General features: G+C 34.7%; 22 protein-coding genes and 3 pseudogenes. 15 read left to right on the forward strand and 10 right to left on the reverse strand.

Going from position 1 to position 25,905, the window contains the following annotated elements; translation table 11 throughout:
- Positions 1–99: 99 nt before the first annotated feature.
- Positions 100–291, forward strand: coding sequence for a hypothetical protein (locus PSA_RS21605; protein ID WP_052379844.1), 192 nt, complete (start codon positions 100–102; stop codon positions 289–291).
- Positions 292–575: 284 nt separating this feature from the next.
- Here the strand turns inward: PSA_RS21605 and PSA_RS21610 are convergent, their stop codons facing one another.
- Positions 576–1,430 (reverse strand): PA4780 family RIO1-like protein kinase, encoded by an 855-nt coding sequence (locus tag PSA_RS21610; RefSeq protein WP_042143343.1) that lies wholly within the window; start codon positions 1,428–1,430, stop codon positions 576–578.
- A 311-nt stretch (positions 1,431–1,741) separates the two neighbouring features.
- Between PSA_RS21610 and PSA_RS21615 the strand changes: the two genes are divergently transcribed.
- Both PSA_RS21615 and PSA_RS21620 read left to right on the forward strand, forming a co-directional pair.
- On the forward strand, positions 1,742–2,182 hold the full coding sequence (locus PSA_RS21615) for an Hsp20 family protein (RefSeq protein ID WP_042143341.1): 441 nt from the start codon (positions 1,742–1,744) through the stop codon (positions 2,180–2,182).
- A 188-nt stretch (positions 2,183–2,370) separates the two neighbouring features.
- Positions 2,371–2,811, forward strand: coding sequence for an Hsp20 family protein (locus PSA_RS21620; protein WP_042143339.1), 441 nt, complete (start codon positions 2,371–2,373; stop codon positions 2,809–2,811).
- A gap of 72 nt (positions 2,812–2,883) precedes the next feature.
- Here the strand turns inward: PSA_RS21620 and PSA_RS21625 are convergent, their stop codons facing one another.
- Complete coding sequence (locus PSA_RS21625; RefSeq protein ID WP_231665480.1) at positions 2,884–4,689, reverse strand: glycoside hydrolase family 3 protein; 1,806 nt, start codon at positions 4,687–4,689, stop codon at positions 2,884–2,886.
- 85 nt (positions 4,690–4,774) lie between these two features.
- Here PSA_RS21625 and PSA_RS21630 point away from each other — a divergent pair, with 85 nt between their 5' ends.
- From PSA_RS21630 to PSA_RS21645, 4 genes are all read left to right on the forward strand, one after another.
- On the forward strand, positions 4,775–5,929 hold the full coding sequence (locus tag PSA_RS21630; protein WP_231665482.1) for an anhydro-N-acetylmuramic acid kinase: 1,155 nt from the start codon (positions 4,775–4,777) through the stop codon (positions 5,927–5,929).
- A gap of 395 nt (positions 5,930–6,324) precedes the next feature.
- Positions 6,325–6,510, forward strand: a complete 186-nt coding sequence (locus PSA_RS21635) for a hypothetical protein (protein WP_042143337.1) — start codon at positions 6,325–6,327, stop codon at positions 6,508–6,510.
- 255 nt (positions 6,511–6,765) lie between these two features.
- A complete protein-coding gene (def, locus tag PSA_RS21640; RefSeq protein ID WP_042143335.1) occupies positions 6,766–7,272 on the forward strand; it encodes a peptide deformylase in 507 nt (168 codons plus the stop codon).
- 98 nt (positions 7,273–7,370) lie between these two features.
- On the forward strand, positions 7,371–7,898 hold the full coding sequence (locus PSA_RS21645; protein WP_042143332.1) for an AAA family ATPase: 528 nt from the start codon (positions 7,371–7,373) through the stop codon (positions 7,896–7,898).
- Between the two features lie 104 nt (positions 7,899–8,002).
- Here PSA_RS21645 and PSA_RS21650 read toward each other — a convergent pair whose 3' ends face one another.
- Positions 8,003–8,677 carry a type 1 glutamine amidotransferase domain-containing protein gene (locus tag PSA_RS21650; protein WP_042143330.1) on the reverse strand — a complete coding sequence of 225 codons (675 nt, stop codon included), beginning with the start codon at positions 8,675–8,677 and terminating at the stop codon, positions 8,003–8,005.
- Positions 8,678–8,806: 129 nt separating this feature from the next.
- Here PSA_RS21650 and PSA_RS21655 point away from each other — a divergent pair, with 129 nt between their 5' ends.
- On the forward strand, positions 8,807–9,679 hold the full coding sequence (locus PSA_RS21655; protein WP_042143553.1) for a LysR family transcriptional regulator: 873 nt from the start codon (positions 8,807–8,809) through the stop codon (positions 9,677–9,679).
- 209 nt (positions 9,680–9,888) lie between these two features.
- Here PSA_RS21655 and PSA_RS21660 read toward each other — a convergent pair whose 3' ends face one another.
- Positions 9,889–11,088, reverse strand: coding sequence for an alanine--glyoxylate aminotransferase family protein (locus PSA_RS21660; protein WP_042143328.1), 1,200 nt, complete (start codon positions 11,086–11,088; stop codon positions 9,889–9,891).
- A 302-nt stretch (positions 11,089–11,390) separates the two neighbouring features.
- Here PSA_RS21660 and PSA_RS24890 point away from each other — a divergent pair.
- Together PSA_RS24890 and PSA_RS27375 are read left to right on the forward strand one after the other, a co-directional pair.
- Positions 11,391–11,991 (forward strand): annotated as a pseudogene (locus tag PSA_RS24890) (permease); the annotation flags it as partial.
- Positions 11,954–12,118 (forward strand): NAD(P)-binding protein, encoded by a 165-nt coding sequence (locus tag PSA_RS27375; RefSeq protein ID WP_371257876.1) that lies wholly within the window; start codon positions 11,954–11,956, stop codon positions 12,116–12,118. The pseudogene PSA_RS24890 and the gene PSA_RS27375, both read left to right, overlap by 38 nt.
- A 397-nt stretch (positions 12,119–12,515) precedes the next feature.
- On the opposite strand, the gene PSA_RS21670 is transcribed toward PSA_RS27375, so the two are convergent.
- The 3 genes and pseudogenes from PSA_RS21670 to PSA_RS26625 form a co-directional block, all read right to left on the reverse strand.
- A complete protein-coding gene (locus tag PSA_RS21670) occupies positions 12,516–12,920 on the reverse strand; it encodes a hypothetical protein (protein ID WP_042143304.1) in 405 nt (134 codons plus the stop codon).
- 290 nt (positions 12,921–13,210) lie between these two features.
- Entirely contained in the window at positions 13,211–13,435 is a 225-nt protein-coding gene (locus PSA_RS21675) for a hypothetical protein (protein ID WP_042143302.1), read from the reverse strand.
- 409 nt (positions 13,436–13,844) lie between these two features.
- Positions 13,845–14,024 (reverse strand): annotated as a pseudogene (locus tag PSA_RS26625) (hypothetical protein); the annotation flags it as partial.
- 219 nt (positions 14,025–14,243) lie between these two features.
- Between PSA_RS26625 and PSA_RS21685 the strand changes: the two are divergent.
- Positions 14,244–14,504: pseudogene (locus tag PSA_RS21685) on the forward strand (hypothetical protein); the annotation flags it as partial.
- Between the two features lie 309 nt (positions 14,505–14,813).
- Here PSA_RS21685 and PSA_RS21690 read toward each other — a convergent pair.
- The 3 genes from PSA_RS21690 to PSA_RS21700 all read right to left on the reverse strand — a co-directional run bounded on the left by PSA_RS21690 (position 14,814) and on the right by PSA_RS21700 (position 19,136).
- On the reverse strand, positions 14,814–15,218 hold the full coding sequence (locus tag PSA_RS21690; RefSeq protein ID WP_042143298.1) for a hypothetical protein: 405 nt from the start codon (positions 15,216–15,218) through the stop codon (positions 14,814–14,816).
- A gap of 653 nt (positions 15,219–15,871) precedes the next feature.
- Entirely contained in the window at positions 15,872–18,805 is a 2,934-nt protein-coding gene (locus PSA_RS21695; protein WP_042143296.1) for an FAD-binding and (Fe-S)-binding domain-containing protein, read from the reverse strand.
- A 148-nt stretch (positions 18,806–18,953) separates the two neighbouring features.
- A complete protein-coding gene (locus PSA_RS21700) occupies positions 18,954–19,136 on the reverse strand; it encodes a hypothetical protein (protein ID WP_042143294.1) in 183 nt (60 codons plus the stop codon).
- A 433-nt stretch (positions 19,137–19,569) separates the two neighbouring features.
- Here PSA_RS21700 and sbcD point away from each other — a divergent pair, with 433 nt between their 5' ends.
- From sbcD to PSA_RS21720, 4 genes are read left to right on the forward strand one after another with little or no spacing between them, the layout of a single operon-like run.
- Positions 19,570–20,808 (forward strand): exonuclease subunit SbcD, encoded by a 1,239-nt coding sequence (gene sbcD / locus PSA_RS21705; protein WP_042143292.1) that lies wholly within the window; start codon positions 19,570–19,572, stop codon positions 20,806–20,808.
- Positions 20,808–24,509: an AAA family ATPase gene (locus PSA_RS21710; RefSeq protein ID WP_042143289.1), complete on the forward strand. Its 3,702-nt coding sequence runs from the start codon at positions 20,808–20,810 to the stop codon at positions 24,507–24,509. Before sbcD ends, PSA_RS21710 begins: the two co-directional genes overlap by 1 nt.
- Positions 24,510–24,519: 10 nt before the next feature.
- Positions 24,520–24,894, forward strand: a complete 375-nt coding sequence (locus tag PSA_RS21715) for a DUF4440 domain-containing protein (protein ID WP_042143322.1) — start codon at positions 24,520–24,522, stop codon at positions 24,892–24,894.
- A 12-nt stretch (positions 24,895–24,906) separates the two neighbouring features.
- The gene (locus PSA_RS21720; protein WP_042143287.1) at positions 24,907–25,872 is read left to right on the forward strand and encodes a phosphotransferase; all 966 of its coding nucleotides are present in this window, start codon (positions 24,907–24,909) and stop codon (positions 25,870–25,872) included.
- Positions 25,873–25,905: the final 33 nt, after the last annotated feature.

Genomic DNA, 25,905 nt, shown 5'->3' on the forward strand with positions numbered 1-25,905 from the left:
AAATTACTTTTATTATTAATAGATTCGGTTAAGTTTGAAAATTTGAACTAATATTATCAAATACCTATTTGGATATACTTTAATTCAATTAAAACTGTATTGTTAGCTTTAATCGTATACTTAATAACAGCACAAGCTTTTTCATGTGAATTAACAGTTCGTTATGAGCATTACTCACCTAAAAAAGTAAGTGATAAAATGCAGTGGCATGGTATGGATGTTGATTTTGCCAAGGCATTGTTAGAGCAAGCAGATTGTAAATATCGTTTTGTTGATATGGCGTGGGGTTGAGCAATCGATTAATTAAAGCAATGAAAAATCGATATGATGTTAGGGGTTACACATCTTGAAAAACGCAATAAATTTATCACTTTATTGGTCCTCATAGGCAAGAAGTAATAGTATTGGCAACGTTAGCATTTGAAGCTTTTGTGATCCATTCAAACCCTGTTTATTTTGCTTTGAGTCGAAAAACTGTAAATAAAACATAATTAAATAAACTGGAAGCTGCTTTTGTTGTATTACAAAAAAGCAGACTTTTAAAGAGATTTTAAAAAAATATCAAAATTAATAGACTAGTCTTCTAAACTAGCTGCAATCGCTTCTTCTCTATCTTGCATTTCTTCAAATGCGGCTTTAATTTCATCTAATACGGAACCAACATTCGCTGCTTTGGTGCTATGCTCAAATTGACCTGTTAACTCATAATCGGCATGTAAATCGCCGGCTTCAAATATCGCCCACATTTCTTCAGCATAATCAGTTTTATCCAGTTCAGGCGCAAATTGGCTATAATAATTTGTCATGTTTTGTACATCACGCTTAAGCATGGCTTTGGCGTTGTTATTTGCTGCGGCATCTACAGCTTGCGGTAAATCTATGATCACAGGACCATATTCATCTACCAGTACGTTAAATTCGGATAAATCACCATGAACTAGACCGACACATAACATACGCATTACATATGTCATTACGATTTGATGATCTTCAATTGCTTGGTCAGCTGGCATTTCTACATCATTCAAACGTGGTGCAACATCACCTTCTTCGTCGGTAATCAACTCCATTAAAAGCACACCGTCATAGCAACCGAATGGCTCTGGAACACGTACACCAGCATCAGCTATTTTATATAAAGCATCAACTTCAGCATTTTGCCAAATTTCTTCTTGTTGCTTACGGCCAAATTTAGAGCCTTTTTCCATGGCACGCGCACGACGACTACTTCTTACTTTACGACCTTCATTATATTGTGCTGCTTTTTTAAAACTACGTTTTGTTGCTTCTTTATATACTTTGGCACAACGTACTTCGTCACCACAGCGTACAGCATATACCGTTGCTTCTTTACCACTCATAAGCTGACTGATAACTTCGTCTACTAAGCCTTCATCAACTAAAGGCTGGATCCGTTTAGGTGTCTTCATACAGTTTTGTTCTTTCTACTTAGCGTTTTAAATTAATAAGTGGAATCATTTTACGTTAATAAAGCTGATTTTTTAAGAAAAATTTATTTTTTTACTTTTTACCCTTGAAAGTGATTTTTTCATACATATATCTTTAAACAGAGGACGCCGATAGGGTCCCAAAGTAAAACATAGTTCCAACCAACTATTTAAAAGTGTACATAAGTTATATAGATAATTTATTACACCAAACAGCTCGTTCATTATGAAGAGCTAAATTTTAAAGATAATTCAATGTCGAATTATCAATATCGCTCAATGAGGATAATATTATGCGTACAGTAGATTTTTCACCACTTCACCGTTCATTCATCGGCTTTGATCATTTAGCTTCACTTATCGATGCAGCTAATAGAAACGAAAAGCAATCAGGCTTTCCTCCATATAATATTGAATTACTAGCAGAAAATAAATACAGAATCACAATGGCTGTAGCAGGTTTTACCGAATCAGAATTAGCAATCGAATCAGAAAACAATACGTTAAAAGTAACAGGCACTAAAGCCAACAAAGCAAAAGTTGAACGTAACTTTATTCATCAAGGTATTGCAGAGCGTAATTTTGAACGTAAATTTCAACTAGGCGACCATGTAAAAGTCATTGGTGCAGATATGGAAAATGGTCTGCTTCATATCGATTTAGAAAGAGAAATTCCAGAAGCAATGAAACCGCGCCAGATTAAAATTGGTAGTGGTAAATTACTAGAAAGCTAATCGTCTTTAAAACTACAAAATTTAAATATTAATGAAACTGCATAATAGTGTGTAGTTTCAGACATCTGGATGCCGAAAGGGTCCTATATATAAACAAACGTAAACTAATTGCTCGTTCATTATGAAGGGCTACATTTTTAAGGTAATTCAATGTCGAATTATCAATATCGCTCAATGAGGATAATCTTATGCGTACAGTAAACTTTGCTCCATTAAACCGCTCATTTATCGGCTTTGATCAATTAACTTCTTTAATTGACACTGCGACACGTAATGAAAAACAAACTAGTTCAATTCCTTATAACATCGAATCATTTGAAGATAGTAAATATCGTATTACATTCGCTGTTGCAGGTTTTAAAGATGCAGAACTGAATATTGAATCTAAAAACAAGACATTAACAGTTAAAGGCACAAAAGAAACCACTGAAAAAGTAGAGTCTAAATTTGTTCATCAAGGGCTTACTGTGCAAAATTTTGAAAAGTCATTTCAATTAGGCGATCACGTTAAAGTGTTGGCGGCTAATATTGAAAATGGTCTGTTATTAATCGATTTAGAAAAAGAAATACCCGAAGCGCTTAAACCTCGCCAAATTCAAATCGGCAAAGAGGACTTAGCACAGCACTAATTTTAAATTATTTATTTTTCGTTATTCCCCCTGATTTTTAAGCCCGATGTATTCGGGCTTTTTTTGTCTCTACTATATATTAACTGTGACGGGCAAAGTGCCTTTTGCAGATATTTTACCTGTTAAGACTCTACATAAAGCATTTAACGCTGGGCTTTTAATTAAGTTTGAATTGATATCTACATATGTATTGTAGGCGTATGTTGCTAAACAAATATCCGCTACATTTTTAAATTCAGAGATCTCGTATGGCGTTCTTAAACTGACAAAAACTGTTAGTTTATTAAGTTGCTTGGCAAGTTTTAATAATTCAAAGATTTTTTGTGGACTTGCCACATTGTCACTGATTTTTGAGTTAGCTATTAAATCATCCATTCCACCCATTTCAACTGCGCTTTGTTTAGGGGAAATATGGCTCCCGATCACAATATCTGCATTTTTGATCTGGTTTTGCGCTTGAAGTAATTCAAAATCTCTCATATTGGTATAAGTGATCAGTGCTGTATTGCCTAAATGAGATTTTAACATCTGTTCAATTGCAATAGATTTTGTTTTATCAGGCATGATCAAATGAATTTTTTGATTAGCAGTAATAGGCAGTACATTGCTATCACCACACACTAAGGTAACCGCATCGTCTGCCAGTTGTTGCTCTAGTTGTCGACTTTCTTGTGTAGCAAGAGCCGATTTTGCTTTATTTATTAAGTCATGAATATCTACATTAAATGCACTATTTAATTCGTGATCTGTTTTAAGCTTTTGAATACGATTAAAAGAAGTTTCAATTTCTTGTTTATTGAGTTTTTGCTTTTCTACTGCGTCGACTATGGCATCAATCAGTTCATCTAATTTAGCCAAATCTTTTGTATTTCTTATTTTTATTGGCATTAAGGCAATATCAACGCCTGCTTTAAACGTGTTTATCACTGCATCATGTTCAGTGAAAAAGTCAGATATGCCAGCCATGTCTAACGCATCAGTAATAACAATGCCTTGATAGTTTAATTCGTTGCGCAATATATCTGTGATCATAATGCGTGACATCGTGGCGGGTTTTAGCATTTTAGCACCAGATTTTGCGATACATTCACTATTATCTAATTCTGGATATTGTATATGTGCGGTCATTATCATCGCGGGATTTGAATTTTCGATAATATATTTAAAAGGTGCGATATCCATTTTATATATCGTTTTAAGGTCATGTTTGACAACAGGTAAACCTGTATGACTATCAACATCGGTATCGCCATGTCCAGGATAATGCTTTATGGTACTTATGATATTTTTTTGAAATCCATTGACTTGCGATAATCCAAGTTCAGCAACTAATTGGGGATCTTCGCCGAACGAGCGAACATTTATCACCGGATTATTTGGGTTTGCATTGACATCTATTGTGGGTGCGTGATTAACATTAAACCCTAAGTGACTTAAGTCATTTCCTATCACTTCAGCAGTTTTATCTGCATATTTGCAGCCATGTTGGCTATAAGTTGCACCAATTGACATATTGCCAGTGAATGCTGTGGTATCTTGTCTATTAGTTCTAAATACGCGACCGCCTTCTTGGTCTACTGAAATCAGTAAAGGAAATTGATATTCAGACGATGCAGCTGCTTGCTGTAAATCATGGTTCAGTTTGATTATTTGCTCTGTACTTACGAGGTTTTCTGAAAATAAAATTACGCCACCTAAGTGCGTTTTTTTAATTAAACTTTTAATAGGATCTGGTAATTGTGTTAAAGGTTCACGATCATTGCTTTTTGCAACCGCTTGTTCATTAAAAAAGCGTAAATCTATCATGAGTTTTTGCGCTATTTGTACTCTTAATGGTACTTTTTGTTGTTTTATTTTACTTTCAGTGACAACTGACATTTAAAGTCCTGTTTTTAAAACCATAAACTGGCTAAAATCTAAAGTAGATTTATATTCATCGCTTGCTTTGAGATTGCTATTTTATATGAAAATGACCAATACAACAGAACCTTCTACAAACAAATATTATTTAGGCATCATGTCAGGAACCAGCCTTGATGGCATAGATGTCGCTTTGGTTTCAATTTCTAAAGATAATAAAACGACGTTTGTTGCAGGGGCAGAATTTTCTTTTGATAACAATTTACGTGAAAAAGTACTTACTTTATGTAAAACACAAAATACATCACTGCAAAACTTAGGTGAGATCACAGTTGAGTTAAGTTTGGCTTATGCTAAAGCCGTTAATCTATTTTTAAGAAATAAAAATATAGATCCAAACCAAATAATTGCGATAGGCTGTCATGGGCAAACTGTTTTTCATCAACCTACAGGAAATAGTGCTTTTTCAATGCAATTGGTTGATTCCGCTAAAATAACTGCAAATACTAATATTACAACAGTGACTGATTTCAGATCTATGGATATCGCTTTAGGTGGTCAAGGTGCACCCTTAGTGCCTTTATTTCATCAAGGTTTAGTATCTCAAATGACAGAAGTTTGCGATGAATCTTTAGTCTTTTTGAATATAGGCGGAATAGCTAATATTTCAATCGTTAATCCTGCTCCTTTAGTGGGATTTGATACCGGCCCTGGCAATGTTTTACTTGATAGTTGGGTAGCAAAAGTGACAGGTAAAAGGTTTGATGAAAATGGCGATTTAGCCTCTAAAGGTCAATGTAATTATCAATTACTAGCGTTGCTTAAATGTGAACCTTACTTTGATTTAGCTGCACCAAAAAGTACTGGACGTGAGCTGTTTAATTTAGACTGGTTAGAACAAAAATTAACAGAGTACAATCATAAAATATCAGATGCAGATATTATGGCTACACTTGTGGTTTTAACCTGTGACCCCATAATTGAAGGGATTAATCACTTACCTTTCGGTAGCCTTTTAGTATGCGGAGGTGGTGCTAAAAATAAAACCATTATGCAATATTTACAAATGGCATTACCCAATTGGCAAGTTAAAGTGACTGATGATATGGGTATAAGTGGTGATTTTATGGAGGCAATGGCATTTGCTTGGTTAGCCCACAGGTGCATAAATCGATTATCTGGTAATGATCCTCAAGTAACTGGGTCAAGACGTGCTGAAATATGTGGCTCGGTAACCCGTATATTTAATAGTTTTTAAAATTAACAATGAGTGAAGAAAGCGTTAATCGCTTTCTTTAGATTCAGTTGATAATTTTAATGGCAATGTGTTCGGCTTAATGGGCATGGGAGCAGATTCATTAGAAGAAATGAATCTGATGTACCAACGATCACAACATCTGGTAAATACCGAATTTATACGTTTAATCATGGCACAGCTGCCGGGCACAATGCACTAGGTCCAATAGGTCTGAAAATAAAATCAGGTGATGGCGAGAAAACTTATTGGGTTGAATATCGTACGATGCAAAAAAGTGAAGTAAATACGTCTCCCGATCATCAATTACGTACGCCGTTATTAAAAAATGGTATTTTAACCAATTTACAAAACTATATGGATGAAAATACTGGCCTTGGTACAACCATAATTCATTATTGCTCGACTCTACACCTAATTCGCGAAGTTCTAATTGGGCGTTAGAAGACTTTAATGACACGCCATTACAAATTAATAAAACATTTATTGATCCCTGGAATGGCTTTAGCATTTACCCAGTTGAAACAGGTGGTACCTTAGGTACCGTAAACGCTTGGATAGATGTACAAGTTACATTACATTAATTTAAGTGATTGGTAAGATAGTAAGGGTGTTGATAATTGCTTATCAACACCCTTACTTTTGGATAAAAAAAGATACCAGATAGATGTGTTTTAATAAATCAGGCTAGTTTTAGCAAAAAATCGATATTAAGTACTCTATGTAATTGTTTCTAAATAAATAAAAATGTACTCTTTGAGCCATATAGCATGATTTAGCTGCCTATATGCGTATCGTAAAAAAATGCGAGGCAATTAAGATTTAACAACTGAGGTAAAATGGCCGTTTTAGAAGTTTTAAAAGCACCAAATGAAAAATTAACAGTGCAAGCAACAAAAATAAGTAATATCGATGCAGTACAAGGTTTAATAGACGACATGTTAGACACTATGTACGACACACCCGATGGTATAGGACTTGCGGCAACACAAGTTGGTCGCAGTGAAGCAATTATTATCATTGATATTTCACAAGCGCGAAATGAGCCTTTAATATTAATCAACCCAGAAGTGATCAGTGGTAAAAATACTGAAAAAGGCCAAGAAGGCTGTTTATCAGTGCCAGGATATTATGCAGATGTTGAACGGTTTACTCAGGTTAAAGTGCAAGGTATAGACCGCGAAGGCAAAGAAGTCACTATAGAAACAGATGACTTTTTGGCAATAGTGTTACAACATGAAATTGATCATTTAAAAGGTAAACTATTTATTGACTACCTCTCGCCTTTAAAGCGTAAAATGGCTTTAAAAAAGGTTAATAAAACCCTCAAATCAAGCCAACAGTAAATGAGTAGTAGCGTATTTTTTATATATAAATCGATGAAAAAGTGAATTTAACTAAATTAACATAACCAAAAACAGATTTTATAGCGTTAGGATAAATTATGAAATTAATTGTATTACATGGCCCACCCGGTGCAGGAAAGCTTACTTTAGCAAAACGCTTAAAATCTGCCTTAGGGTATAATGTGTTACATAATCACCTTAGTGTTGATCTCGCATTAGAGGTGTATCCTGAATTTGGACAAGATGACTTTTTTGATTTTATTGATTCGCTAAGGTCGCAAGCAATTGAAAAAGCTTGTCAAAATAAGATGGCTGGCTTGATCATAACATTCTGTTTTGATTTAAATTCTGATTTAAATGTTGTGAAAAAGTGGGAATCTATAATATCGGATTATGGCGGGTCTATGCTGCCTATTTATTTAGATGTCTCAGCTGAAGTATTAGCACAAAGAGTAGAAAACCCATCACGAAATGGCACTAAAAAAGTGCAATGCCCAGACTTGTTACATACCTTATTGGTGGAAAATCAGTTTGTTGCAATTCCAAATGAAAATACAATTTCTATTAATACCAATGCGCTTAGTGAAGAAAATGCAACACGCCGTATTCTTGAGCAAGTAATATAAATAGGGCTAAAAATTTATTTAAAAACAGCATGTTAATTTAAAAATCAACATGCTGTTTTATCGTCTTACACACTGCTAACAAATGCGCAGACTTCTAGATTAGGCTACTTAGTTAAAAGTTTTACCACAGCTTCACCAACTGCATGGGCACTTGATGGATTTTGACCTGTGATCACCCGGTCATCTTCAATCACAAATACACCCCAAGGTTGTACTTTGCTAAAACGTGCAGCAGTGCGCGTAAGTGATTCTTCTAATAAAAACGGAATGTCATTAATTGTGCCAAAATCGATTTCTTCTTCACGGGTAAAACCAGTAACAGATTTATTTGCCAGTAACTTTTCGCCATTACTTAACGTAATTGGTAATAAACCAGCAGGGCCATGACAAACCGCAGAAATAATACCGCCAGCTTCATAATGTTGTGCACTTAATTTTGCAAAGTCTTCATTTTCTGCCAAATCAGATAATAAACCAAAGCCTCCTGGATAATAAACTGCTGCATAATCTTCAATATTTATTTGAGAAACAGCAATTGTATTATTGATTCGAGACTGAAATTTTTCATTGTTTAAAATGCTATCGTTAATTGAATCATTTTCAATATCAGTACCATATAACGGTGCTTTACCACCATTAATCGAAGCGATTTCGTAATCTAAACCTGCTGCTAAAAAAACATCTAAAGCGTGTGTTAATTCGGGTGAATAAGTACCATTAGCCTGGTCTGTAGTACCTAACACTGCATGATTTGTAACAGGGATTAAGATCTTTTGCATTTTGATGTCCTTTAATAATGACGCCGCATTGGCATTTTGTCTTGCATTGATAATAGACCTAAACCTCATTGACAACAATATGGTGAAATGGCAAATTACTATTTTCATATAGCAATAATTGATGGGTTTATGGATAATTTCGAAGGTATTGTAGAATTTGTATGCGTTGCTGAACGCCTAGGTTTTTCTGCAGCGGCAAAGCAACTGGGCTGTAGTACAAGTCATGTTAGTCGACAAATTGCTAAATTAGAAAAAAGATTAGGTTGTGCATTATTTGCGCGCACTACACGATTAGTAAGCTTAACGCCCACAGGTTTAAATTATTACCATCAATGTAGAGACTTAGTTACTGGGCTACAGCAAGCAAATGAACAAGTTAATACACAACAACTTGAGTTAGTGGGTACACTGCGTGTGAGTGCTGCAGGCACATTTGCAGAGCAACAAGTCGCGCCAGTGTTAATGGAATTTGCATCACAGCACCCTAGGCTATCGGTAGAAATAGATTTTAATAGTCGAAAAGTTAATTTTGTAGAAGATGGTATCGACTTTGCAATTAGATATGGCAAATTAGAGGATTCAGGTTTAGTTGCAAGAAAACTATTAACACATCCTATGATGGCCATTGCCAGCGATGCTTATTTAACTGAACATGGCACACCACAACACCCACAAGATTTAAAAAATCACAATTGTATTATTTCAAATAACGATCAATGGCAATTTGAAAATTTAGATTATAAAGAAAATATTAAAGTAACAGGCAGGTGGAAAAGTAATAATGCTCAAGTTGTGGTTAATGCTTGTGAACAAGGTTTAGGTATTGCTTATTTGCCTCAGCATAATTTTTTGTCATCAATAAAGGCCGGAAAATTAACCCCCGTTTTAAATCAATATTGGCGTAAAGATGCACAAAGCTGGATAGTTTATCAAGATAGACGATTTTTACCGATGAAAGCACGGTTAGCCATTGATTATTTGCTTGCTCATTTTAGTAAATAACTAAAGTGTTGTATATATCAAACTCTCTATAGCAAATGTGATTTTAAGATTCAGTTTAATTAACAATGATATAACTCAAATGCATAATTAAAATGTTTTTTAATAGTTATATAGCTTCAACATCATATTTAATTTCTATAAATCTGTTATGGTAATATTCAGAAAAAAAGACCTGTAATAGGTCTCTTTACCCAATCTCAGATTTTAATCTAAATACATTTGTGTTTTTGTAACATATTTTCTAACTGGGCCATACCTGCAGGTACATCAACTTTTGCACCTAAATCTTTAAATGTAGAGCCAAAAGCATGTATCGTTCTAAATAAATTATGTACTCTACATTGTTCGCCCATTTGGCCAATTCTTACAATGGGAGGGCCAAAAGAACCAGCAATTTCAACACGATAGTTTTTAGAAATATGTTCACACACAGCTTTTGATTCTAACTGCTCAGGTAATCTAATGCCAACCACAGAATTGAGTCTACTTTTACCTTCTATATACAGTTCTAAACCTAAACTTTCGATTGCACTTTGCAGTGCTGTTGAGCACGTTAAGTGTCTTTGAAACCTTTTTTCTAATGTTTCATTGCAAATAAGCCTCATTGCCTCGTGCAATGCTAATAAACCTGAAACAGGTGCAGTGTAATGATATGAGTCTTGATGCCAAAAATTTGATGCTAACATTGCATCTAAAGTCCATTGAGGAATTTGCGTAACACGATTACTAATGCGTTGCCATGCTCTATCAGAGAATGCGACAAGTGACACACCGGGAATTGAACTTAAACCTTTTTGACCGCCAGTGATCACCGCATCTATGTGCCAGTCATCCATTTGCAAAGGCATAGTGCTTAAAGTACACACGGCATCAACGATTAAATAGCAATTAAACTCTTTTGCTAGTTTACCGATTTCAACAAGTTCGTGATTATAAGTCGTATTAGATGTTTCACCTTGTACGATAGTGATCACTTCAGGGTTAAATTCTTCAATTAGTTTTCGGATTTTGATGGGATCGGCACTTTGTCCTTCAACAATTGAGGTGTGTTCAACTACAGCTCCAGCTCTTTGTGCCATTTGAGCCAAACGATTAGAGAAAAAACCGTTACAAATACTCAATACCTTAGTATTTTTCCATACTAAATTAGTAATAGCCATTTCCATTGCAGCAGAACCAGGACCCGCAACACCCACAATCCACGGTGAACTGGTTTGAAAGATATAGCCTGCCATATCTTTTATTTGATGAACAATTTTTCCCATAGTTTCACCCAAATGGTTAATCACAATACCATTGGCGTTGGCGACGGCTTGTGGAATTGGCACTGGACCTGCGCCCATCATTAGCAAAGGCTCTTCTGGAAGAATGTGATTTAACGTTTGTATTTGGGGAACTTTTATTTTCATATTATTTAGCTTCAGTTAGGTTGAAAGATTGAACAAAAATCCTATGGTTATACTCATCAAGTGATAATGAATTATTCGTATCTGTATAAAATTATTATTTTACAATTTGTCCATACGTTACTATTAAGCTTATCGATCTGATTTTTATTAATTAATTTTAATCGACAGTCAGAACTGATGGTTACGTCTTTCATTAAAAATTCATTGCTCAAAAATTATTATTTCTAATTATATGGAAATATATGGACACTTCTTAATTCTAGATATTTTAATTCGACTAACTTAGAAATTCCGATATAAAAATGACTGTTACAAATGAAATGGTTTATGAAGCTTTGAATATGTTTGCCTTTTTGGCGGTAGAATTAACTTTATTATTTTTGTTGATCAGCTACCTAGTCGGCGTTTTACAGGAATATATTCCACCAAGTAAAATGGTAAAGGTTACATAATTACAGAGTTTTTAGGTGCAATCACCCCATTTTGTTCTTGCGCTACGATCCCATTTTTGAAGGGATTATTGAGGGCTAAAGCAGGATTTGGCACTATGATGGTATTTTTATTTGCCAGTCTATTATTAAATCCAATTAATAAATGGCGTAAAATATGGAACAGCACTTGGTCTGACTTTAAGAAAGTTTTGCCTTACTTGATGGTGGTATTGCCATAGGCTCAATGATTTATGGATTTGTGCCAACTGAATTTGTTGCAAATATTGCAAGCGAAAATAACCCTATTCCTATTCCTATTGCTGCAGTAATTGGTATTCCGCTTTATATACGTGCTGAAGCTGTGATCCATTTAAGTGCTGCATTAGCTACAAAATGTATGGGGCTTGGCGCTGTTATGGCACTAATTATTGGTAGTGCAGGCGGGTCTTTCAACTGCTTATTATTTGAAAAGAAAAGGCTTTGATCCATTAATTTTAGATGCAAACGATCACTTTGATGGTTCATGGCAGCATGCTTGGGATAGCTTAAAGTTATTTTCACCTAAAGCGCTTCTAAACCAACCCTGCGGGGACTTCTGAGCAAATCATGCTCGTTGTTCCATCTTCTTTTAAGGGAAAAACCATTAATACAAAGATGCGCCTAGATCACGAATTGCTCAGCAGTCCTGAAACTCGCATCTTGAAGTAGCTTGGGTATATATCCAAGTAAGGCTGAAATAGTTGCTTATTTAGGGAAATATGAACAAAGATATCAATTTAGAGTTAGGCGGCCAGTTAGTGTATTAAATGTACATTTCAGCTATGGTATATACGTTAGAAGCGGATCTTGTTAATACGCAAATTAATGAATTAACTGAGACTTAAATCTATGTAATTAAGCATGATAAGTTTAAATTATAAACAAACACCAATCTGGCCTAGTTGTTCTATATATGACTTTATCAGTTGGCGGCTGAGCGACTCCAATCCAGATTTTTTATATCTTTTCTCTTGAATAAACTTCAAGGACAGGAAACTTACTTTCCCCGAAATTGAGAGTTAAAGATATTGTTTCGTTTCCTAAATATGCTTGCTTAAACTCGTGAGGGTGAACCCTCTCACCATTTGCCAATAAGCCAAGTAGGTGCTTTTGATTTAAAGTTCGAGTGCCAGTTGCTTTGTTTCTAATAGTAACCACCACCCAACGTTCACCGTCCTCATTACTCATAAGGATATAGTTCAATACATCAAAATCACTGATCTCAGGCTTAATATTACTTTCGTTTGGAAAGGATAGTTCTAAACTGTGAGTAACTGCCCGGTCTACTGATAGAGGCTCTGAAGCCTGAGCTGATGTTGTTAACAGAAAAATCCCGAATATTGTAATCATACCTTTAAGCATAAAATTTCCTCTTAGAAACAAATAAAGAATGCTATAAGCTCAGCATCTAATTTGCATGTGTGCCTATATGTTTTTAGTTTAAGTGCTAGGTACCCTTAATTATTATTCAAGACCACCAATTAACTTTCAGTATCTATGGTGTTGATGAGCATGACAAGTGAAAATCATAAAAAACTATCAATCTTGGTAAGTTGTTTTATGTTTGAACCTATCAGTATTAGCCCATTCATCATCTTGGACTGGAATATAATGCTCAATCATTTTTCTAAAATATTTCATAGAACTACAATCTATATTTGTTGTATTGCACGTTTTCGAAGCGTTCTAATATTTTTCATTTTTGATTTAAATATACCGTAAATATCTTCATCTGCATCATATAGACTTTGATTGTTTGCAATAAACTCAAGAGTAGATTCAATTTTATTATATTTAGGGTTGATAAAATCGGGTTTGCTTTCTAACAATTCTTCTGCCAATGAGATAAAGCAAGAAGCTGCATGATAACCTGCCATAAAAAGCCAATATAAATGACTCTAATTAACGAAAATAACGTAATTCAAGCGTTTTACGTCCATTTGATGATTTTATAATACAGTATTTTCTCCCATTATATTTAATAGATGGGGGAAATTCATTGCTAACTCTACTTGATAAATGACACTAAGTTTGAGTTACAGCCTTTTGCGCTAAAGTTATCAAACATAACTTGCGATGAACTAAGTAAATATAAAACCACCATTTAAAATTGACTATTACCGAAATAGTTTCTTGTTAGGTGCTTGTGAACACTACAATTGCAATAATAACGATAGCGATGGAACAAAGTGCAAACAGAGCGATTGGTCTTGAACTTTCGGTATTGATACCTATTAGGTCATGAACAACAACATCGCAATCAACATCTAATGGGGAAAATACTAGAGCACCTTTTTGTCCATTTTCTTCTTTGCTTATGCAAACAATAACAATCGAACCTTCTTTATGTAGTGATTTATCATAACCATTAAAATCACTTAATGGCAAAAAACCATGGCGCTCAGCTCCGTAATCTACGAATGCAGCCTCAAGCGATGGCTCAATCCTAGTAATTCTTGCCGTAAAGTAACTACCAACTCTAAATATACTTTGATTCATATGTTATCTATTTGAATACCTAACGAGCCTAAAGAAATACTCGTTGAAAATCTATTTTTATAATCAGAACACTTTACTGGTAATAAATAATTTAAACAATTGAAAACAAGTACCTTTTTAATCATTTTTTATTTTAACAATGAGGTTCTAGACAATTAAGGGGGGGTTATTAAGTAAAAAATCTAAGGCGGAAGACATCAGATCCGAACTGTTTTATTTATGGTAATGGTGTCCGTGATACAATCAAATCCTGTATTTAAAGCACATTATCTAAAATTAGTTACGGCAGGCAAACCTAAAAAAGTGGCTATCATCGCCTGTATCAGAAAGATGAACGTGATATTGAATTCAATGCTCAGCACTAAAAACTGGAGAAAAATCCGACCCTCTAATTATAATTTTGTTGCTTTTCTCTATGAGGGAATTTTTATCGCGCTTAACAAATAACTAAGACGTAACTAAGAAAAAACATAAACTAATATAGCTTTCTAATTTCATTGTTACTGCTGTAGGGCAGCCAATACATACACCTATTGAACTCCAAAAGATAATAGGGCTATCTATTTTCTCATTATTAATTGTTTATTATCCATACTATATTTCCGTGTAACTATTGTGCAATAACTGAATGAGCAAAGCTTAAACATTCGCTATATATTTACTTGCGAAACCTCAGAATTAAAATCATTATGTTTGATTTTAAAAATATAATTAATGTTATATGTAAATAACATTTTTAAGTCTTGTTTGTTAGGTTTAGTTTCCTGATATGTCTGAAGTTTTTAATACACTTATATCAGGTTTGTTTTTAAACATATCACCATCTTCTTTCCTTTCGATGACTTCTCTTTTTTGCGCTTCTACCACGTATTTTTTTCCGGGATTAAAAATAGCATCTACTTCCAAAAAGGCTCCACTCATTGAACTTTGACCTGAAACAGAGCTTTTACTTTTTACTTTCTTTTTGAACCAATTCAAATCAAGAATTTTATATGCACAAGCAATTCCAATAAAAGGTATAAACCAAACACCAAGAAACAAAGTTAAGCGCTTTTGTAATGAAGGCACCCATTCATGGATTTCTTTTGAAATGTGGGCGTTCACCAAAATGTGCAATACAATAATGATAACACCTAAAGTTAATAGCTTAGTGTTCTCCATAAATAGTAACTCCTAAATGACTTATTTATTACGTGTTTATACACGAAATTTATCTGTCTATCTTGATTTATATAATGTAAAAATTGGTATTAAAACAATCACCTCAACAACTTAGATATGGGTGAGAGCAATAAATTACAAGTTTTAATTTTGAAATTTAATAAGCACAAATTATAGTAATATTAATCTGAATTCATGCTCCACAGAGAGGTTGTATTGTACGCGGAGATTTGCTTACAAGGATGTAAGTAGTAGAGTAATTCAGGAGCAATTACCGATAATCCCCGCAGGTTTAAATTAGATGAATGGTTAATAAAGGGTGAGCATTTAATCATTTATGCTGTTATTAAAAAGTGCGGGAGTGTCCATCTCATCACCCATAAAATTTAGCCATCTAAAGGTTAATGAACTAAGCTTAAATAGTTAGTTCATTTTCATTGTGGGTGAGTAGTGGCTAAAAGGCTTGACTTATATTCTAGATGCGACATGGATAACCCTCTTATATCTTATAAAGAACAATCATGGGAAGGAATTAAACACAGGGAATTAAAAATCATCAAAGAATAGACAATAAAAAATTCATAAATAGGCACTCATAAAATTCAGTTATTTACAATAACAGTTTAAAATCAATAAAAACAACCACTTAATTTCTAGTCGCCTATAGGTTTACTCACCCTATCTAGCAAATACACAATTGATTGATAGGGGATGTCACTGGCTTTAGTTAAACCAATTTCGCAAGTTCGGCTGTTTGAAAAGCCCTCTGTTATGCAAGTTTTGTTGTTATGGGATTTGTTATGGGGGTTGTTATTGAAATGATGAATTTGCGGTTTTAGGGTTTTTAAAGCACTTTCGTTAAGAGCGGGTTCAAAAAAGCCTTTATCCCCTGCAAAACCACAACATGCAATATCGCTAGGAATGAGCACTTCACTGGCACAGGCTTTGGCTATATTTATCAGGTTATGTTCAATGTTTTGGCGTTTACTGCTACAGGTCACATGCAAAGTGATTGGTTGTGTTTGTGGCGTAATAGTTAAAGTATTTAATACGTTTTGATTGATAAATTCAGCTGTTTCATACACTTTAAACTCACCTTTATCTGAGTTATTCAGTGTCAAAGCACAAGGGCTGGCATCCATGATGACGGGTATTGAATTATCTTGGTTTAATGATTTTATTAAAGTGATAAGTTCATTAGCTTTTGTATTTGCGCTATGGGTATCACCTTTACTTTGCCACGGCATACCACAGCAGAGGTTATTAATAGCAGGGGGGATTAATACTTCAAAATTGGCTTTGTTTAAAATCGAAGATATGACTTCAAATAAAGGACGTTGATCGGCTGCACTTTTATCTGGCGCAAAAGTTCTGCCACCGCAGCTCGGAATATAAATTACCTTTTTTTTCTGCGTGGTAAATGCGTGCTTGGTTGCGCTTATTTTTTTTTCGCCTTTAGGCCAAGCAGGATAATATAAAGGAATGCGGTTGTTACTAATGGTATTTAAAACTATAAAAGACTTCTCTAATATGGGTGTTGGTAACGCAGCGCTCAGTGCTGCCACTGAAGATAAACCCATTTTTGCAGTAGAAAGTGTTTTATCTAAATGGGTTGCTGCAAAATGAGAAAGTTTTAATGCGGTTTTACTATCGTTTAATTTATTTGCGTGTAACGACTTTATAAACTCGCCAGTATTAATACCAACAGGGCATTTTAAACCACATAACCCTGTTGTTGCGCATGAGTCAATGGCTAGCTTTTGATAATCTTGTTGTAAGGTATCTAGTTTTTGTTTTATAGCAACATCAACATCACTGTGATTTAGCTTATTTTCAAGTTCAACGATACGTCGCCAAACGCTGATCCTTTGTCTAGGCGTGAGTGTATATTCATTTGATGGGCAAACGGATTCACAAAAACCACACTCTACACATTTATCTATTATATCATCTGCAGGTGGCAGTGTTTTTAGGTTTTCTAAATGTATGTTTTTATTATCACTTATTAAAACATCAGGGTTTAATATGCCATTGGGATCAAAAGCCTGTTTTACCTGTTGCATTAACTTATAAGCATCAGTGCCCCATTCTAATTCAACAAATGGCGCCATATTTCGCCCTGTGCCATGTTCCGCTTTTAATGCACCTTTAAACTCAATAGCAACAAGTTGTGAGACTTCTTGCATAAATGCACTGTATCTATCGGTTTGGCTTTGCTCGTTGAATGATTGAGTGAAAACAAAATGTAAATTGCCATCTAATGCATGACCAAAAATAATGGCTTCATTATATTGATATTTTTTAAATAAACTTTGTAATGCTTTTACACCTAAAGCGAGCTTTTCGATAGGAAAGGTCACATCTTCAATTATAACTGTAGTGCCTTTTTGCCTAACAGCACCTACTGCAGGAAAGGTTGCTTTGCGTATTTGCCAAAGTTCGCTACTTATTTGCTGATCTTTAGTAAATGCAACTTTGGCTTGTATATTAGCCTGTAACTTTGCAATTAAATTTTGGCATTGTTGGTGAATGATTGCTAATTCATCAGCATTTTTAGCATGTACCTCAATCAGTAAAGCGGCTGAATTTTCGGTTAGTTGTGTATTTTGGGTGTCTGGATTTTGATTTAAACATTGCTGCATTAACGGTTTATTTGCAACACTATTGAGTGCTCTAAAATCAAGTAACTCAAGTGCCGTCACATTTAAATTAGCAAGCTCTGGTACTAAATTGCAGGCTAAATTTAAATCATCAAAAATATAAAAGCCGGTTATTTTATGTTGGTGATCATCAACCGTATGATAAGTAATATCGGCGATAAAACCTAAAGTACCTTCACTGCCTATCATTAAATGTTTAATGACATCGATAGGGTGTTGAAAATCTAGCAATGAATTAATACCGTAGCCACAGGTGTTTTTATAACGATATTTTTGTTTAATTAGCTCTGCTATTTCAGGATTATTTTGTACGCTTAACAATAACTGCGAAATTTGATTTATTAACTGCGGCTGGTTATTTAAAAAGTGATTACAACTGTGTTGGTCTGATGTATCAAGCTCTGTCCCATCGGCAAAAATAATCGTCATATCTGCTAAGGTATGGTAACTGTTTTGTTTTACGCCACAGCACATGCCAGATGAATTATTTGCTGCGATACCGCCAATTTTACAACTATCTATTGATGCCGGATCAGGCCCTAATTTTTTATTAAAAGGGTGTAATAATTGGTTCGCTTTAGCGCCAATGATCCCAGGCTGTAAGGTGATTTTTTCACCTAAGTGGGTAATGTCGTAATTTTGCCAATCGCGCGATAAAGTAATTAATACAGAATCTGTAATGGCTTGTCCTGATAAGCTAGTACCTGCGGCTCTAAAAGTAACCGGTACTTTATATTGGTTAGCCAAACTTAAAACTTGTTTTACTTGGTTTTTGTTTTTAAGTTTTAAGACCAGTTTAGGTATAAGTCGATAAAAGCTGGCGTCAGTGCCAAAAGCATATCGTTGGGTGTAGGCATCTATGATTTCTTCTGGGAGTAAGAAATTACTTAGATGAGATTTGAATTTTGTAAATTGCTGATGTGACATACAGCTCCCAGAATAATAATGCTTTGTTGCTTAATAACAAAATTGTCATTAATTACCAAAGCATTATATATCCAAGCACCTTCATTTTGAAGCAACTTGGCTATGCCTATATTTATGGAGTTAAATATAGGCATGGAGGGGCATAAATTTATTCACATTCGTTTAATCTATGTGCATCAGATACAGGTGATGCTGCTTTAACCAGATTTAACTGTGTTCTCACCTGTTTATGCATACTTAGCATTTGCTCAAAGTTTTCTTCTTCGCTAACTTCTAGTTGTTCAGTTAATACTTGATCTAAATGAGATACTTCTTTTTTCCAGTTATTCATAATAATACTCCGGCTAAAATTGTAATAGTGCAAATTCAGGGCCATAGGAAAAACCCTATAAATACATCAAAATCAGCATTCTGCTTTGCAAAATGCGATGCAATAAGAAGTGAGAGACATCTTAAGTTGCGGATTATACCTTAATGGTTAAAATTTGTATTATTTTGATTCATTATGTCTCATATATTTAACGCAAATGTGTAAACTGCTTTAAATATGCCCACTTAACCTAATTAACTCAGCTAAAGCTATTTATATGAAGCATAACTTGAGATAATCGTTAGATATAACTCACAATACACCACATTAATTTACTATGTGAAAGTATTGCTCAGGCCGAAGTTTATTTGGCCTTGGTGCTAGCGGATTAACAGTCACTTATTAGTTTTTGTATTGTGTTAAGTAAAGAACAGCATTTCTTTTTTAGGTATACATGAAAATATTACACACATCAGATTGGCATTTAGGTCAGCATTTTATTGGTAAAAGCCGCGCAGGTGAGCATCAAGCATTTATTAACTGGATTTTAGTTCAAATTGTTGAGCAACAGATAGATGCAGTGATCATAGCTGGTGATGTATTTGATACAGGTGCACCGCCCAGTTATGCCCGTGAAATCTATAACCGTTTTGTGGTTGAAGTGAATAAATTAGGCTGCCAATTAATTGTATTAGGCGGTAATCATGACTCTGTATCTACCTTAAATGAATCAAAAGAATTGTTGGCTTATTTAAATACCCAAGTGATTGCTAATGTATGTGGTGATTTGAGTGAGCAGATCATAGTTTTAAATCATAGCTTTGGTGAACATAAAGGAAAACCGGGCGCAGTATTGTGCGCCATTCCTTTTATTCGCCCGAAAGATGTGATGACAAGTCGTGCTGGTGAAACAGGTCAAGAAAAACAACAAGCGTTAGGGCAAGCAATTAAAGACCATTATGCTAATTTATATCAACTCGCAGATGATAAACGTAAAACTTTAGAGTGTGAATTGCCAATTGTTGCCACAGGTCATTTAACGGCTTTAGGTGTAAAAACATCTGACTCAGTGCGTGATATTTATATTGGTAGTTTAGAAGCGTTTTCAGCTTCAGAATTCCCACCTGCGGATTACATTGCCCTTGGCCATATTCATCGTCCACAAATTGTCGCAAAATCTGAACATATTCGTTATAGCGGTTCACCAATTCCTTTAAGCTTTGATGAACTGGGCACTGAAAAACAAGTATTACTCGCTGAGTTTGATGGCGGCAAATTAAACACAGTTACTCCTTTGAAAGTGCCATTATTTCAGCCTATGCAATCAATTAAAGGTGATTTAGAAAGCATTGAAACACAGTTGAATAAACTTGAAAATGATGATGATACCTTGCCTACTTGGTTACATATTGAAGTAAAAACGCAAGATTATTTAAATGATTTACAACAGCGTATTGCCACTTTAGTTGAAGATTTAAATGTCGAAGTGCTACAACTGCGCAGAGCACGTACTAATCGTCAAGTTTCAATTGAAAAACAACAAAAACAAGTTTTAGCAGAGTTAACACCATTAGATGTATTTGAGCAACGCTTGGCACAAGAGTCATTTGAAACAGAGCAAGAACAACAAAGGCGAACACGTATTATCACGACTTTTCAAAATATCGTTGAAGATGTAAAGGAGGCTAAATAATGAAAATTTTAAGCCTCAGATTTCAAAATATTAATTCACTTAAAGGTGAATGGAAAATTGACTTTAGCCAAGCACCTTTTAACGATAACGGTTTATTTGCTATTACAGGCTCTACGGGAGCCGGTAAAACTACGATATTAGATGCCATTTGTTTAGCGCTTTATCATAGAACGCCACGACTCAGTAACATTTCTAAAACAACCAATGAGTTAATGACTCGCGATACCGTTGAATGTATGGCAGAGGTTGAATTTGAAGTAAAAGGCATTGCATATCGTGCTTTTTGGAGCCAAAAACGCTCTCGCGGTAAAATTGATGGCAATTTACAAGAAGCTAAAGTTGAATTGGCTAAATTAGAAGATAGCGGTGATGACAGTATTTTAGCGTCACAAGTTAAAACTAAAATTCAATTAACAGAAGAGATCAGCGGTTTGGATTTTGCGCGTTTTACAAAATCTATGTTGTTATCTCAAGGTCAATTCGCTGCATTTTTAAATGCTGAGCCTAATGAGCGAGCTGAGTTATTAGAACAATTAACGGGGACAGAAATTTTTAGTTTAATCTCTGAAAAAGTACATCAAGATTTCAGTGTCATTAAAAATGCGTTAGCGCGTTTAAAAGACAAACAGCAAGATTTTGAAGTGTTATCTGAAGAAGATTTAGAGCTGTTAAAACAGCAGCAAACAGATAATCAAACCAGCCTAGAAGATAATCAAAAAAGTAAAACAATTTTAATTGAGCAGCAAGCTTGGTTAAAAAAACGTGATGAGGCGAAAAATAACTTATTACAATCAGATAATAATTTATTATCTGCACAAAAAAATACTGATGAGCAACACAGTAATTTTGAAAAACTGGCAAAGTGTGAACCTGCCGAAAAAATCAGAGCGCAATTTGTTTTATTAAATAAAGTAAAACAACAATTAACAAGCATAAGCGATAAACATAAAGTATTAAGTGTTGAGCAAGAAGCTGCTGATAAAGTATCTACGGATTTGTCTCAAACACTTAATACAACAAACAGCGAGCTTGAAACACTTACAAAATCTTATACTGAACTCAATACGCTATTAAATGACAAAATAGTGCCGTTAGATGCAATATGTAAGCAGCTAAGTGATGATGTTGCTAAAAGTCAGCAGCAAATAGAAGCACTTACAACAACAGAGCAAAGCCAAACAAGTGAGCTAAAATCTCATGTTGAAATGCAGCAAAAAATGCAAGCTGAACATATACAATTTACTGAGTATTTAGAGTCTCATAAACAAGATGAAAATTTAGCTGAGCAATTGCCTGTTTGGCAAGTAAAGTTTGATGGTTTAACTAAATTAAATACGCAAAAATTAGCGTTAGATAAAACGCTTAAAATGTCGCAAAAAGATGTCACAGCACAACAAACCGCACTTGAAAAAACACAAGAAACAATTAAACAAGGTGAGCTAAGTGCAAAATCACAGCAAGATGAGCTAAATAAACAAAAACAAAATTTGGCCACTTTGTTAAATGGTGATGAGTTAGCAAATTTGAAGCAACAGTTATTATTATTAAATCAGCAGCAAGAACATCGCTCGACATTAAGCTTTAATAGCGAACAATGGCAAAAATCTCAAAATGAATATCACCAGTTAACGCAGCAACATCAAGTACTACAACAAAATGTGACTCAATTTGAACACCAAATTCAGCAATTAAGAGCAGATTACCGCCCTAAGCTACAAATGCAAAAAGATTTACAAAAAATCTTAGAGCAAGAGCGTAAAATCACTGATTTAACACAAGCGAGATCGCAATTACAGCCAGGCGATGCCTGTCCATTATGTGGCTCTTATGAACATCCTTCTGTGCAGCAATATCAAACAGTGAATGTGTCAGATACTGAGCAAAGGTTAAATGCGGTTACCACTGAGTTAGATGCCATTAAAGTTAATGGTGAAAACCTTAAAACTCAGCAAGCAGTGGCTAATGAGCAATTAGCTGCCATTATTAAACAACAGCAAGAACTATCAAATACAGGTCAAACATTATCAGCGCAATGGCAAAATATTTGTAATGAGTTACAGCTGCAAATTACTATAGATAATATCACTGCATTTAATGATTACATCAATCAATGCTCTGAGCAAAAAAACTATTTAGAACAGCATATAAAACAAATAGAACAGCAAGAAGTCACACTAAGAGGGTTACAAACCCAAGTTGATGCTGCAATCAGTGAACAAACAAAACATAGCCACCAAGTTGAATTAGCACAACAGCAAATTGCTACGTTGCAACAGCAAGTAAAAGCAACTGAGTTAGAGCTTACAAATATTGATGAGCAATACAAGACAGATGAAAGTGAATTAAAAACTACATTTGAAAGTTTATCTCTGAGCTTGCCTGAACTAGAAAGTGCCAGTGAGTGGTTTGATAATAAACAGCAAGATTCACAAAACTACACCCACGCTAAAGAGCAAACGACAGCATTACAAGAGCAGTTAACAGCAGCGGGTGTTAAGAGCGATAACTTAGAAAAGCTAATAGTTGAATCTCAGGCGCAATTAAAGCAACACAGTGATGTTTTAAATGAATTTAAACAAAAGCTTGAAGTAGAGCAGAAAACACGTTTCGAATTATTTGCTGATAAAGATGTATCAGAGCAAAGGTTGCTTAGTGAAAAAGCACTTGCGCATATTCAAGAAAAACAAAAACAAGTTCAAACGCAATCGCACAATGCGGCTCAAGCGTTGACAGAAATTAAGGGCCAGTTAAATGCACTAAACATAGAGCTTGAAACTGCCAATACTGAACAAACACAACAAACAGATAAATGGCAAAAACAGTTAGCTGATAGCCCATTTAAAGAGCAAGTTGAGTTTGAAGCTGCATTACTTGATGAAGATGAGCGAGAAGCCCTGATCAAGTTAAAGCAAACATTACAAACAGAACTTGATGGTGCAAAAGCAGTTCAAATTGAAGCTAAAAAACAATTAGAACTTGTTGAAAATTTAGAGCAAAGCAATCAAGCATCGAAATCGAGTTTAAGTGAAGTCACTGAGCAATTAGCAAAACTGGAATCTGATATTTTATTATTAACAGAAAATATCGCTAACGCTAAGTTTAAATTGACAGAAAATGACAAAAAACAAACAAGTCAGGCATTACTAATTGAGCAAATTGCACAAAGCCAAATTGAATTTGATGATATGGCTTATTTACATAGTTTAATTGGCTCACAAAAAGGCGCTAAGTTTAATAAGTTTGCACAAGGTTTGACGCTAGATCATTTAGTGTTCTTAGCCAATAAACAGCTTGATAAACTGCATGGTCGTTATTTATTACAAAGAAAACAAACTGAAGCATTAGAACTACAAGTCATTGATACTTGGCAGGGCGATACAGTGCGCGATACTAAAACCTTATCTGGTGGAGAAAGCTTTTTAGTTAGTCTTGCTTTAGCATTGGCTTTATCTGATTTAGTGAGCCATAAAACCAGCATTGATTCGCTATTTTTAGATGAAGGTTTTGGTACATTAGATAGTGAAACCTTAGATATCGCCCTTAATGCATTAGATAGCTTAAATGCCAGTGGTAAAATGATAGGTGTGATCAGTCATATTGAAGCCATGAAAGAGCGTATTCCTGTGCAAATATTAGTTAAAAAAATGAATGGTCTAGGTGTCAGTAAATTGGAAGATAAATTTAAATTTATCAAGGAGTAATATTTTGGATATGGCGCAGCTGAAACAAGATTTAATCGCATTGGAACTTAAGTTAATTGAGCCTGACGTGCGTCGTTGTAAAACAACTTTAAATCAATTAATTGCTGAGGATTTTATGGAATATCCAGCAAGTGGTGGCGCGCCATATTCAAAAAATGATGTATATGACAGGCTTGCAGGTGAAATGCCTTTTACCGTTGAGCAACAGGATTATCAGTTAAGAATATTAGCTGATAATGTTGCTCAGTTGGTTTATCGTGCGAAAATCACCTTAATTGATACTGATACAATCAAGTATTCTCATAGAAGTTCACTCTATAAATTTAATGGCGAGCATTGGCAAATGCAATTTCATCAGGGCACACCCTGTGAGCGCTTTATTTAGGTTTGGCAAAATATGAATTTAAGTGATTTAACACGTAGTACTTTGTATCAAGTATTTGGTAAACAAATCCAAATAGCTGATGTAGTGCTGATCCAATCATTATGGAGTGATTTTGGTCAACTTTTACGTGTAAAGTTAACTAATGCGCCAATTCAGAGCGTGATCGTAAAATATATTAAAGTGCCTAACGAAATAAGCCATCCAAAAGGGTGGCAATCAGATTTATCTACTCAAAGAAAATTAAAGTCATATCAAGTAGAAAGTGCATGGTATCAAGACTTCTCTGCATTATGCGACTCATCAGTTGCAGAGTCATATGCCTCTAACACTGTAAATAATGAAACTGTGATAATATTAGCTGATTTAGCATGTTCGGATTATGCGCCATTGAGCTGTGATGCTAACGAGCGCCAAATAAAACAAGCTTTAAATTGGCTAGCGCAATTTCATGCGCAACACTTACAAGTATGCCCGCAAAAATTATGGCAAACCGGCAGTTATTGGCATTTAGCAACACGACCTGATGAACTTGCAGTGCTAACAGATTTAGGCTTAAAAGCACAAGCTAACAATATTAATGATGAATTAAATCAATGTGAGTATCAAAGCATTATTCATGGTGATGCAAAGTTGGCTAACTTTTTATTTAAAACCGAAGGTGCCGCAGCTGTCGATTTTCAGTACGTGGGCGGTGGCGTTGGTATTAAAGATGTCATGTTGTTGCTAAGTAGCATGCCTCAAGCGTTAATGACAAATGAAGCTGAGTATTTAGAATATTACTTTACTCAGTTAGCAAGTTATTTATCACACTATCATGCACATATTGATGCTGAGGAAGTTTGTAAACAATGGCAAGATTTATATAAATTTGCATGGGCAGATTTTGTTCGCTTTTTAAAAGGTTGGTCACCCAATCACTTTAAATTAAATCAACATAGTTTAGCGATAACTGAATTGGCGCTCAGTGAATTAGCCTAACGTGGCCTTTAATATTATCACATAAAAAACCCT

Source organism: Pseudoalteromonas sp. '520P1 No. 423' (genome assembly GCF_001269985.1).
Taxonomy (GTDB): Bacteria; Pseudomonadota; Gammaproteobacteria; order Enterobacterales; family Alteromonadaceae; genus Pseudoalteromonas.